Source organism: Acetobacter sp. DsW_059, from assembly GCF_002153695.1.
GTDB lineage: Bacteria > Pseudomonadota > Alphaproteobacteria > Acetobacterales > Acetobacteraceae > Acetobacter > Acetobacter thailandicus.
The window spans coordinates 125539-138619 of the sequence record NZ_JOPI01000002.1 but is presented as its reverse complement, the minus strand read 5'-3'; the positions used below and the strand labels follow the sequence as shown (position 1 = coordinate 138619).

Genomic DNA, 13081 nt, shown 5'->3' with positions numbered 1-13081 from the left:
CGCTTATTGTCCTGATCTGCTCCTGGATACGCATATCCAGACCCCTTGGGAAAATAATACCAGAGCTTTTTAGCTCGCTTTTTACTTCATCTTCTCTTTTGGGATCAGAAGAACTGAAATACTGCCCAGAAAGACCATGGCGGCAAACAGCCATATAACGCCTGCCATACCACCAGTCATGCTACGGGCATAACCCACCAGTGCTGTTGCAAAAAAACCTGCAATGTTAGCAACTGATCCGGCAAGTGCCAGGCCTACAGCGGCACTATTTCCTTTCAGCATAAGAGAAGGTAACACCCAGAATGGCGGCAACGCGCCGAGAATACCCATATTCGCAACGGTAATGCAGGCAATAGTCATTGCAATATTACCTGCACAAAATGGAATACAGGCCATAGAAAGACTGCCAAACAGAATGGGAAGAACAATATGCCAGCGACGCTCACCGTGTTTATCAGAGCTACGACCAATTACAAACATACTGATAACAGCGCCAATTTGTGGAATAGCACTCAGACAGCCGATTTCAAGTGTTGAGCGTATCCCTTCATCATGCAGCAAAGACGGTGTCCAGAAAGCAATGGTATATAAACCAAGCAGAAGTGTACCATCAACGACACCCAGCAACCACACCCATGGGTTACGAAACGCCGCAACAATGCTGCTTGTCATACTCACTTTTTCTAAAATTGCAGGGTTAGCTGCATACAGTGTATCTACATCCTGTTTGTTTAACCATGAAGCTTTCTCTGGTGATGCTGGTAGCATCAGAAAAACAGCAATACCGATCACAACAGGAGGCGCAGCCTCCCAGAAAAATAACCAGCGCCAGCCTTCATATCCCCCTACACCATTCAGACTTTGCATTAACCAGCCAGACAGAGGACCACCAATCACACTGGCAAGAGGAATACCGGCCATAAAAACTGCTGTAACTTTCGAACGGTAATGCGGTGGAAACCAGACAGCCAGATAATACAAAACACCAGGCATAAAACCAGCTTCTGCAATTCCAAGCAGTACACGTAAAACGTAAAACTGCGTTGGTGTATGCACAAACATCATCGCGCCAGAGCATAAACCCCAGGTAATCAGAATCCGGGCAATCCAGTTTCTGGCACCAAATTTAACCAGAAAGAGATTACTGGGCACCTCACACAAAATATAACCAAGAAAAAAAAGCCCTATACCAAGCCCATATGCGGCCTCACTCATTCCCAGGTCAGAAAGCATCCTGAGTTTTGCATAACCAACATTCACGCGGTCAAGATATGAGGCAAGAAAGCCAAGAAACAGCAAGGGCAGGATACGCTGCGCCATTTTTGCATATAGCCTGTCTTGTTTCTGATCAGAACAGGCCTCCTGTTCATAAACAGCTGTATTTTGCATGAGCGCTCCAGAAAATATCGTGTACCAGATTGGTCCGAAAAAACGACCTGCTACGCCCCAGGACTTATTGTTTCGGTAACGATATTATCTTAGCGTACACACGATTAATGTGAATAATATATTTTGATTATGAAACATTAATTTTTGTTACAGAAAAACGAAATTTATTGAAAAATAAACTAAATGCTAAATTTTATATCATCATGATAACGCGATAACCCCCTTTACCAGCCGATGTTAAGAGCAGGTAAAGGGGGTTATCTTTATTAAGGGCGAAGTATATCCCTCGCCCTTAATCAGTAATTTTAATACGTACCCGAAAGCAGAGCGCCGCCACCTGGTGCAATTGCTTCAAGCCTGAGCGCTTTTAACATTGCATATGTTGTAGCAACAGCCGCACTTAAAGCTGGTTTACCGGTCAACGCTTCAACAGCAGAAATAACTGGCAGAGATGGCATCTGCACACAGGCCGAAACCACAACAGCATCAGCCTCCTGATAGCGTAACCCTTTAATAATTTCTGGCAGGCGCTGACAATCATGACGGCCAACATCAAGATTGTCGGGTATTTCAAGTGCTACGTAATCGATAACTTCAATGCCCTCACGAGTGATATAATCGACAACAAGCTCCGTCAGGGGGCGCATATAAGGTGCTACAACTACAATTTTCTTTGCGCCAAGCACTTTAAGACCATCAATCAAGGCACCCGCACTGGTAATAACCGGTGCAGGATGGCCATTTTCAACCGTTCTTTCATGCAGCCTTTTTTCTGAAACGCGATGATAACCAGACCCCATCGACATTGTTGCAACAAGACAGGCATAACCCAACACATCAAGTGCGGCATCACTCAGCTCAAGTGCACAACGATCTGACTGCCCATCCATCGCAGACAGCTCATCTTTACTCACTGTTTTCATACGCATACGTGACGAATGAAACGTAAAACGTTCAGGACGAATAGTTTCACGCAGACGAATCAGAGCAGGAATTTCAGTTTCCATTGTGATGTTAGAACTCGGAACAATCTGCCCGATACGGTAAACTGGTTTCATAAAAACACCTTAAATAATATGCAGGTTCCGGCTCTGATTCTCGCCGTTTATACCCACTTTCAACATTAACAGGTCACAACATGCAGGATTATCTGACAGAAACTGCCTTGTAAAAACCCTCTTCATTATCCCAGGGAATCATATGGCCGGCATCCGGGACGTGAACAATTTTAATAGCCGGATTCAGACCTGAAATTTCTTCTTCATCTTCTTTCTGAATGACACCACCGCGAGTTGCCACAACCAGCAGGGCCGGAACACTCAGATGTGGTAAATCCTGATGAATGTCTTCTGTGTGAAACTTTTCAAACGTAATACGCGTTGCCAGCTCATCACAGGTGTGCAGCCATTCAGCACGCAGCTGAAGCTGCTCATCTGTCCAGGTCGGACAGAAACGACGCATATCTTCAGCGCTCATTCCCAGACGTGAAAGACGAATAGACTCTGTATACCAGTCAAGTTTTGCAGGATAAACACGACGACCAGGACCACTTACAGGTGGGTCAACAAGCACAAGCTGCTTCAGCTCAGAAGGTTCTTTACGCGCGGCACGAATGGCAATACGTGCGCCCATAGAGTGACCCATCAGCGTCACGTCTTTCAACCCAAGAGCTGCAATAAAAGCCAGGGCATCATCTGCATAACTGTCGAGATCATAGTTCAGGTCAGGACCGGTTGAAGAAAGCCCCCGACCTCTTACATCAAGAATATATACATCATACTCTGCAGCCAGACGCTCCCCTACAAATCCCCAGGTGATAGCCGGACTGGTAATACCAGGGATAAGAACCAGCGGCTTACCTTTACCACCATAACGCAGATAATGCTGACGAATGCCATTAGCATGCACATTCGCGCCATACATCAAGTTAGATTCATTCATTATTCTGACCTTACTTTTTACTGAGCGTCAGAAATACGTGACAGTAAGGTCTCAAGCGACATCACATCACCGCATTTCTGCGCCATATCAAACAAATTAGCTTCATGCGGACCAATGGCTCGATCTCCTACACAATCGGAGACAATCACCGGGCGGAAACCTGCCTGCATGGCATCAAGCACACTGGCACGCACACAGCCTGAAGTTACGCACCCGGCGACAACCACTGTCTGCACACCATGCGTAACAAACCAGGCTGCCAGAGGTGTACCGGCAAACGCTGACGGTACCGTTTTACGCACAACATACTCACCCGGGAGCGGGGCCAGTTCAGGCACAATAGCTGATGCGGGATTATTTTCCGTCAGCCCCAGCATGGAAGGGACTTTCATGGAAAAAATATTTGCATCAGAGCCATCATCGGCAAAAACAATGCGCGTGTGAGCAATTTTCCAGCCATGATGACGGGCCTCTGCCAGCAAAGTGCTCGTACGCTCCATAGCCTGAGGGATGTTGCCCCCGCCAAAAGCATCAGGATCAGCAAAGCCATTTACAAAATCAACAATAAGTAAGCCAATACCACCGGCAATACCGATTTCGTTGCCAAAACCCTGTTTTTCATAACGGGCTTCATCACGCTGATGTCCGTTTGTCATGCGTAGTCTCCTGTCAGTTTGCCGTCCTGCACAACGGTTTCATCATCAATTTTTACTGTGCAGTTGCGCATTGGAATATCAATGTGACATGCCGTATCACGCTCACCACCAGCTTCGTTATTCGGGCCGGTTGACCACAGGAAGTTACCTGCACAGGCCCGCGGGTCCATACCAATGCTGGCTTCACCATCATAAAAGCCCATAACAGCCCAGTGCGCACGGTTTTGCAGGCCCCAGCCAATATGCGAAATCGCAAAAACTTCCGGGTCGTTAAAGCTTTCCATATAATCGCGCAGATGCTCTGCTTCAAAACCACCCTCAATGGCTTTTACGTAACCATTTTCCAGATGACAGGTGATAGGTGACGTAATGTAACTTTTCTGCGGCAGTAAAATATCACCTGGTGCAAGGACAATTTTACCCTGAGCAGTACCCTCATTTGCCCAGGTTGCCAGGAAGCCACTCGGCCAGTGATCCCACCGGCCGGGCTTATCAACAAAACCATATTCTTCAAGAATAGGATACTGCCCCAGAGCAAAAGTTGCATCTGTTCCGGCAGATGATGTCACCGTCATAGTCTTTGCAGCTCTCAGCCGGGCTGAAGCTGTTAGTACTTTCGTGCGGTCCTCCTCTGTCGGAGTCATACGCACCAGAATTTCGGGCGGCTCTACAACGAGAAGAATACGCCCGCCTGCTTCCAGAATCTCATGCTGTTCGGCTGAAAAAAGCAGCGTCATCAGATCAAGAACCAGGTCACTGGCTTTCAGCATCTCTACAGCGGCACGATTACCGGTCAGTGGCGTTTTACCCACGTAAGCCAGTGGGTCACGTGACAGAGAAATTCCGCCATTAGATGGTTGCAAATCAAGGCGATTTGCAAAAGCACCTTTCTCCTGCACGGCCAGAATAGCACAACGCAGTGTCTGCTCGTTCGTCGCACTTGACGTCAGCAGCGTAACACTCTGACCTGCCTGCAGGTTACACAGCCCCAGAACCTGACGCCAGGACTGGACGAGTTCATAATCACTTACTGGCATGGGCATGTTCCTTTTACAAAAGGCGTTTTCTTACAGAGCCATTTTATGAAAAACTGAGATGGCATTTTTCAATGCCCTCCCTGTGCGCGAATACGTGAAACCTGACCGGTAAGATCAGTCCATGCATTTTTATCAGGTGCCATTGTGCGCCGCAGAAAAGAGAGAATTTCTGCAATCTGCCGGTCAGAGAAGACATTACGATAAGCTGGCATAGTCGTCGCTGTCTGATGCGCCGGGTCTGGTGCACCATCAAGTAAAATACGAATAATATTATCAGGATTTTCAGCCTGTATGTTCGTATTCAGTGCAAGTTGCGGACGCGCCCCATAAAGATGAGCGGCCTCACCCTCATGACAGGCCGCACAGGCTGTTTTATAAATCCTCTCACCTTCACCTTTTTCCAGTGCCTGAAGCGAGGCTGAACGCGCCAGAATCTGCTCACGCTGGCTTTGCACAGGTATAGTTGTCTGACGTGTATCGAACGAAGCAATATAATGTGCAATCGCTCTGACATCATCATCAGGCAGCTCTGACATAGCATGCACCACAGGGGCCATCGGGCCGCCAGCGGGACCATGATTCGGGCTGAAACCAGTGCGCAGATAGGCATACAGATCACCTTCGCTCCACGGCAGAGGGGAATCTGATAAGGCTGAAAGTGGCGGAGCACTCCAGCCCTCTGCCTCACCACCAGCCAGATAATTTTTCTGCCAGCGTTCAGCTCCCAGCGCGTTACGTGGCGTATGGCAGGCAGAGCAATGCCCTGCCCCCTCAGCCAGGTAGGCACCCCTGTTCCACTGCTCTGAGCGGGCTGGATCAGGTACAAAAGGTGTTGTGCGATGAAAAAGAGTATTCCACCCGGCAAGGGAGAAACGCATATTATACGGAAAACGCAGTGATGTTACAGGAGGCTGCTTTTCAACAGGCTTTTGCGACATCAGGTAAGCATATAGCGCCTGCATATCCGTATCGTTGATTTTTGCAAAAGACGTGTAAGGAAAAGCCGGATAGAGATGCCGCCCGTCACGGCTTATACCCTGACGCATTGCCCGCTCGAACGCCGCATAAGACCACTGACCAATGCCTGTTTTGGGATCAGGCGTAAGATTGGTCGTGTAAATTGTACCAAAAGGCGTATCAAGCGCCAGACCACCGGCATTTTCAACACCACCATGTGCAGTATGACACACAGCGCAGTCACCCGCAGCGGCGACCAGCTTCCCTTTTGCAATAATTTCGGGGGAGAACATGCCTGGTACAGGGGGGGCAACCGGAGCAATAGCAGCACGCCATGGCATAAGCGTTGCCAGCATACCCCCGGCTACAGCAACAGCCGTACCAAGCCCGGCACGGCGCAACAAACCTTTAAAACCCAGCCCGGCCATGGCTGGTTTTACGAGCTCGCCCCCAAGAGCCAGAGGCGGCACCGGTGAAAGCGGAACCGGCTTTAACGGGCCCAGCGCTTCGTCAAGGCGGGCTTTCACCTTTTCCGGAGTGAACGGGGCATCACGAAAGCGCACACCTGTTGCCGCATATAACGCATTTGCGATAGCCGCAGCACTCGGCACCGAGGCGGATTCCCCCGCACCAAGAGGCGGTTCCTCCGGCCGGTTCATCAGCACTGGTTCAATTTTTGGCACGTCAGGAAACTGGATAATGGGATAACCACCCCACTCCTGACTTTCAACCCCACCTTTGTCGAACGTCACCTGCTCCTGCAACGTGCGGCTGACGGACTGAATGACATTTCCCTGTAACTGGTGGCGTACACCAGCAGGATTGATCATCAGACCGGCATCCTGCCCGACTACGGCGCGGGTTACACTGACCTCACCTGTAAGACGATCAACCTCAACATCCGTAACCCAGGCAGACCATGCCGCAGGTTTACCAGGGAACGGACCATGCACATACAGTGCATAGGCAAGACCACGTCCGCTTAATGTGCGGTCAGCCGGGTCAGGACGCGGCGCTTCGGTACGCGGCTTCCACTCTGCCCGTGCTGCGGTCGCTTTAAGCAGTTCTGCCGCACGTTTATCAGGCAGATAACGCAGGCGATATTCAAGAGGGTCAATACCGGCTTCCGCAGCCAGCTCATCAATATAACTGTCATGTGCAAAACTGTTGGGCAGAGCCGACACACCACGAAACCACGATGCACGCGCTATTGGCGGCATGTCCTTTACCGTCACGCGGGCATTGGCATACTCATAAGGAGGAACTGATGTCCGGTCCCCCATCTGTGCAATTTCAGGCACCTCAGCAGGAACTACACCGGTCAGCACCAGCGCCAGCAGGGGAGACACGTTAGAAGGGTAACTGGTATCAAGATTATACGCGACAGGTGCTCCGGTTTCGTCGAGCCCTCCCTTAATACTGACAAGCTGTGCAGCACCTTTAGGCTCCCACACATGCTCCTGCATACGGGTAAGCTGCACTCTGACCGGTCTGCCAACAGCACGTGATAACAGCGCAGCATCGCCCCCGACATCATCTGCGCAATTACGGCCATAACACCCGGCTGCCTCGTGGCGCACAATGCGCACAGAGGCAACAGGCAGCCCCATCAGCATAGCAATATCGGCCTGAAGCATGTGGGGGTTTTGCGTGCCAGACCAGACAGTCAGCTCATCCGCCTGCCATGACGCCACAGAGCAGGATGGTCCTATTGAACCATGCATCTGATAAGGCCAGAAATATTCACGGTCCATACGATGCGTAACAGCGTCCAGAGCACTATCCACATCACCACGATCCAGGACAACACGCGGCTCGTAAGGGTTCTGACGCAGGGCCTCTGCCGGATCGGATAAATCCGGTACAGCAACCGGGCTCCAGGTGACTTTCAGAGCCTCAGCAGCAGCAATAGCCTGCTCTTCACGCTCTGCGACCACACCAACAAAATCACCAATGACCACAACATCAACCAGGCCTGCGATATGCGCGACAGAGGCGCGATCAACATCAAGCAGGGCACGCCCGACGAATGGCCCATGGTCGAACCCGCCATAAGGCGGCCGAATAACACGCCCGTGAAGCATGCCATCAACACGCACATCGTGCACGTAAACCATGCGGCCTGTAACTTTGTCGGGAATATCAACACGTGGCTGATTTTTACCAACGACTTTATAGTCAGCCGGTGCTTTAACCGGCGTGCTCTCATCAAGCTCCACGCGCAGGGTCATCCCCCGCACAAGGTCGCCCAGCGTTAACACGGGCTGATCAGCCGGGCCACCTGCCAGAACACCAGAGGAAAAAGAAAGTACTGCACTGTCACACCCGGTCAGCTCAGCAGCGCGGGCAAGCAAAATTTTACGCGCCTGTGCTGCTGCACGCAAAATAGGGCGTGAGGAAATCTGTATTGTTTCACTGGCAATTGTAGCACCCTGATCAGGTGTACTATCAGTATGCCCCAGCACCATACGTACCTGTGAGGGGACAGCATCAAGCTCTTCAGCAACAATCTGAGCCAGCGATGTTGCAATACCTGTACCCAGATCAACGTGCCCACAAAAAGCGGTAACCTGGCTATTCTCATCAATCTGAACGAGCACTTCATCACGCTGAATAAAATCAGCACGGGCAACCAGACCTGCAGGAGGAAGAGCCTTACGAAAAATCTGGAGTACAGAATCCATTTACCGCTCCTCTTCCTGTTCAAGGCCAGCAGCTATCCGTGCTGCACGCATAATTTCAACATGCGTACCACAGCGACACAGATTATAACGCAAAGCCTCCTGCAAAGCTTTTTCATCCGGGTTGGGAACAGCATCAAGAAAAGCACGCAATGTCATGACCATACCATTAAGACAATAGCCACATTGCGCAGCCTGAGCAGTGACCATCGCTTTTTGCACAGGGTCACTGCCATCGGGAGAAAGTCCTTCAAGGGTCACGATGTTTTTGCATCGGCCTGCAGCCTCGACCGACACAACGCAGCTACGCGCTGCCTTACCGTCAAGCAGCACTGTGCAGGCTCCGCACGCCCCCAGACCACAACCATATTTGGGGCCATTCAGCCCCAGGCTATTACGTAATATGGTCAGTAAAGGCGTGCCGGCAGCAGCCTCTACCTCGCATTGTTTACCGTTTACTGTCAGAAAGACGCTGGCTGCCATAACGCCCTTCTCCTTTTTCTGAAGTTACCCGATCGTCAGATCATAAATGTTATCACCATAACACCAGTAGGGATCTTCAGGCTGACGCAGCCAGGTATTCGCATTAGAAATTGTCTGCACCTTTGTCGCGCGCTCTTTGCGTGCACTCTGGTAAATGCTGAATGTGTGTGTCAGGTCAGACGTGCCAATCTCACTCAGGCAACGCGCCAGAACAGCCGCGTCTTCAACTGCCATAGCTGCACCCTGTGCCATATGTGGCTTCATCGGATGACAGGAATCACCCAGCAGAACAGTGCGCCCCTGATGCCAGACCGGCAAAGGCGGGCGTGTATTAAGCGGCCATTTTGTGACTGTTTCTGTCGCATCAATATAGCCCTGCACCATTGGATGAAATCCTTTAAATGCGGCACGGAACTCATCACGCGTACTGGGCAGCTGCCCTACAGAAGACGTCCACTCAGCCGGCTCACCTGTCACGAGGTAGAACTCATCCTCATTACGATCGAGATAATAGCAGACGATGTGACGATCCTCTGACCACCATTTAGCATTCAGATCTGCACCCAGGCTTTTTGCAGCCGCACCCGGAATAATAGCACGATGCGCGATCCAGCCGGTAGAAAGAGGGGCTTCATACCCAAACATTTTTTCGCGGATACGTGAATTGATACCATCAGAACCGATCAGAAAATCGACTTTTTCGGTAACACCATTCTCAAACTCAAGCGTTACACTCTTACCGTCATCGGTAAAATCAACCAGCTTATGGTTATACTTTACACGCTCAGGGCTGATGCAGTTCAGCATAGCCTGGTGCAGGTCGCCGCGATGGATAGTAATATAAGGTGCGCCATAACGTTCACGCTCAGCATTAAGCGGAATTTTAGCCATGACGGTACCGTCATCCCACTTACGACTCACCCAGTAATCTGGCAGGCAGGAGACACTCTCAAGCTTTTCAGCCAGACCATCGAGGGTAGAGAGAATTTTGATAACATTAGGGCCAAACTGAATACCCGCACCCAGACGGGCAAAAGCTGGTGCCTGGTCAAACAGCACAACGTCAAAACCCGCTTTTTCCAGCAGCCCTGCTGCTGCGACACCGCCCAGCCCTGCGCCGACAATGCCTACACGACCTTTATCCGACATACCGCTTCTCCTGACAGACAACAAATAACATTATATGGTGTATACGCTATATCTGAATGTTCTGATATGAAAACAAAAAGGTCAAGATGATTCTTACTGAAAAGAACTATCTTTATACCAAATTAAGATTAATTTTTCTTTAAATAAGCGAAAATATCTTCTGCTTATAACGTAAAAAACCGCGTGTGCGTCATTGCCATAGCCTGTCTGCCAGGGCATTATAGCACCTGTATATTTCACGCTAAAGTCAGGTCAGACCGTGGCCCACACTCAGGGCCTGATCTGTTTTGTGCCCTGCCAGCCAAAAGTCACGTGTCATTTGTCTTTGTAAGGTGCACACGAGTATGGAAGATAGTAAACAGTATATTCTTGATGCGCAGATTGGCTTTCTGCTGCGGCGCGCTTATCAGCGTCATACTGCTATTTTTCAGGAACACATTCCTGATGACCATCTGACATCAGCACAATTTGCCGTTCTGGTCACAGTTCAAAAACTACATACTGCCTCCCTGGTGCAGATCAGCCAGCAAACCGCCATAGATCATGCCACATTACGGGATATTGTCTCGCGCCTCAAAAAACGGGGGCTTGTAAAAGTAGAGCAAAGCAAACAGGACCGCAGACAAAAGCTGGTCTCACTGGAAAAAGAAGGGGCTTTGCTTGTTGAAAAAACCATACCTGTTGCTCTGCAGGTAACAGAGTTAACCCTCGCCCCGCTGACAGAATGTGAACATGTTGCCGCGCTGCATATTCTGCAGAAATTATCACTTACGAACGATTAAGATTTTATATTCTGTAATGACCTGAAATATCTTTCACAACACTGTATACCTCTTCAAGAAGTGGCCGAAAATTTTTATGATCACTTAATTTTTGTATGACTTCATTTTCGACCTCAGATGCTATTTTAAGAACATACTCAATACGTTTATTACCCTCGTCAGTTATGACGATATAATGAGCACGCCTGTCATTTTTGTCCGGCACACGCGTAATCAAACCCTGCAGTTCAAGGTTGCGCAACGTTCTTACAACTGATGATTTATCAAGAAACAAAGCTTCAGCAATATCCTTCTGGTGCATGGGGCGGTTCTGTCGTTTTAACTCAAGTAAAGGCTGCCATGTTGCATCAGTCAGACCATAAGGCAGCAACCGTATATTCAGAATATGACGCCACAAACGGGCTGTCTGATTAAGCATACGCCCCAGAGTTATCGTGTTTTCACTGCCATTATGCATCAGTTTACCTTCTCCGTTATGCCCGATATCTCCGAACCGGAGACAAGCTCTCCTGTTGCATGAGCCAGATTAGCCGCTTTTGTAAAGGCATCCGTTGTACTCACTGCAAAAGCAGCCTGTGCCTGGTAGAGGGCTGCCACAGCAGCTGAAGCATCAGTAAACGTACCGACACCATGAGCATAAGCCTGCGATGCGCTGTTATAAGCTACCTGTGCTGCATCCCGCAGGGTCTGGGCTGAGTGTACCTGTGCCAGTGCCGTTTTAAGTTCATCCAGAGCATCTGTCACCTCGCGTTCCATGCTAATCTGATCTTTAGCAAGCGTCGCTTCAGCCTGTGCCCTGCGCGATTCAGCAAGGCGCACAGTGTTGGCCCTCATGCCCCCCTGATAAACAGGCCAGCTAAGCTGAAGGAAAGCCTGCCCCTGAGGCTGAGCAATCGCTGACGCAGGGGCTGCCGAAGCCCCACCGTAGGTTTTAAGCTCACCAAGATAGGCCGATACATTGCTCGCAAGAGATATTCTGGGCTTCATCGTAGCTCTGGCACCTCTTAATGCGGCATCTTCAGCGCGAATTCTTGCAACATCAGCCATAATATCGGGTCGGGCCTGCAAGGCCTGATTAATAAGGCGCTGCAACTGCTGCTCAGGTATCTGCGGCAGACGATGCTCTGTGACCGGCTGTAATGTCAGCTCAGTCGTAGCAGGCAAGCCCAGCACCGCAAGTAAGGCATGCCAGGTAGCATGCTCAGTATCCTCTGCTTTATCACAATCATAATTCGCCTGTGCAAGGTTACGCCGGGCAATAGCTACATCAACAACTGTTGCCTCACCATGGGCATGTCGCGCATCAGCAGAACGCAACAGAACAGTTGCATGGTCTGCCGCAGCATGTGATGCTTTCAGAATATTACGTGCTGCCTCATGCGCATAATAAGCACGAATAACCGCAAGAATAAGAGCCTGATGCACTGCCGTAAAACCAAAATTTGCGGCAAGAGCTTTTTGTTGTGCCTCCTGCACAAGAGATCTGCTATGACCAAAATCAAGCAAAAGATAGTCCAGCTCAAGTTTTGGAAAAACTGCTGCACCGTTAGATGTCAGATACCCTCGCTTTGAGAGGTAATTAGGCAACGGCAGTGCCATACGCTGGTAACCGCCCATTGCAGACAATGTAAGCTGAGGCATAAAGGCTGCTCGCGACATGCCAATATTAATTGCAGCCTGACGTGCACTTTCCCACGCAAAACGTGTATCAGGGTTGTGACGCTCGGCAATATCAATCATATCAGCAAGCCCGAGAGGCTGCGCTTTTATATCATCACCGACAGCAAGTCGTTTCTGCACTGAACGAATTTCAGAAACAGTATTTTTTTCACCTGGGCTAACAAAACCTTTTATACCTTCAGGAATTTTAAGTCCTGTTGACGGAGAAGGATGCCATGGCAGATCAGCCCGCTCAGGAGCAAAGTTACGGGTATCATTACATCCGCACAGAAACAGCGTCAGAGACAAACTATAAAAGAGAGAAGAGTTTTTCATCATACATTTTT

At 49.7% G+C, this 13081-nt stretch carries 11 protein-coding genes; 1 reads left to right on the top strand and 10 read right to left on the bottom strand.

Annotated features, from left to right (window positions below):
* Positions 1-81 precede the first annotated feature (81 nt).
* The 8 genes from HK25_RS00875 to HK25_RS00840 form a co-directional block, all read right to left on the bottom strand.
* Positions 82-1320, bottom strand: coding sequence for an MFS transporter (locus HK25_RS00875; RefSeq protein WP_369822932.1), 1239 nt, complete (start codon positions 1318-1320; stop codon positions 82-84).
* A gap of 374 nt (positions 1321-1694) precedes the next feature.
* Positions 1695-2447 carry an Asp/Glu racemase gene (locus HK25_RS00870; RefSeq protein WP_086634988.1) on the bottom strand — a complete coding sequence of 251 codons (753 nt, stop codon included), beginning with the start codon at positions 2445-2447 and terminating at the stop codon, positions 1695-1697.
* An 88-nt stretch (positions 2448-2535) separates the two neighbouring features.
* On the bottom strand, positions 2536-3330 hold the full coding sequence (locus HK25_RS00865; RefSeq protein WP_086634987.1) for an alpha/beta fold hydrolase: 795 nt from the start codon (positions 3328-3330) through the stop codon (positions 2536-2538).
* 17 nt (positions 3331-3347) lie between these two features.
* Positions 3348-3986 (bottom strand): isochorismatase family protein, encoded by a 639-nt coding sequence (locus tag HK25_RS00860; protein ID WP_086634986.1) that lies wholly within the window; start codon positions 3984-3986, stop codon positions 3348-3350.
* On the bottom strand, positions 3983-5023 hold the full coding sequence (locus HK25_RS00855) for a 2,5-dihydroxypyridine 5,6-dioxygenase (protein ID WP_086554722.1): 1041 nt from the start codon (positions 5021-5023) through the stop codon (positions 3983-3985). The genes HK25_RS00860 and HK25_RS00855 overlap by 4 nt, the downstream gene beginning before the upstream one ends.
* Before the next feature lie 68 nt (positions 5024-5091).
* Entirely contained in the window at positions 5092-8664 is a 3573-nt protein-coding gene (locus HK25_RS00850) for a molybdopterin cofactor-binding domain-containing protein (RefSeq protein WP_086634985.1), read from the bottom strand.
* Entirely contained in the window at positions 8665-9144 is a 480-nt protein-coding gene (locus tag HK25_RS00845) for a (2Fe-2S)-binding protein (RefSeq protein ID WP_086554720.1), read from the bottom strand.
* 24 nt (positions 9145-9168) lie between these two features.
* The gene (locus HK25_RS00840) at positions 9169-10293 is read right to left on the bottom strand and encodes an FAD-dependent monooxygenase (protein WP_086554719.1); all 1125 of its coding nucleotides are present in this window, start codon (positions 10291-10293) and stop codon (positions 9169-9171) included.
* Between the two features lie 344 nt (positions 10294-10637).
* Between HK25_RS00840 and HK25_RS00835 the strand changes: the two genes are divergently transcribed.
* Positions 10638-11075, top strand: coding sequence for a MarR family winged helix-turn-helix transcriptional regulator (locus HK25_RS00835; protein ID WP_086554718.1), 438 nt, complete (start codon positions 10638-10640; stop codon positions 11073-11075).
* A gap of 4 nt (positions 11076-11079) precedes the next feature.
* Here HK25_RS00835 and HK25_RS00830 read toward each other — a convergent pair whose 3' ends face one another.
* Both HK25_RS00830 and HK25_RS00825 read right to left on the bottom strand, forming a co-directional pair.
* Positions 11080-11532 carry a MarR family winged helix-turn-helix transcriptional regulator gene (locus HK25_RS00830; RefSeq protein ID WP_086554717.1) on the bottom strand — a complete coding sequence of 151 codons (453 nt, stop codon included), beginning with the start codon at positions 11530-11532 and terminating at the stop codon, positions 11080-11082.
* Positions 11532-13073: a TolC family protein gene (locus HK25_RS00825; RefSeq protein WP_086634984.1), complete on the bottom strand. Its 1542-nt coding sequence runs from the start codon at positions 13071-13073 to the stop codon at positions 11532-11534. The genes HK25_RS00830 and HK25_RS00825 overlap by 1 nt, the downstream gene beginning before the upstream one ends.
* Positions 13074-13081 lie beyond the last annotated feature (8 nt).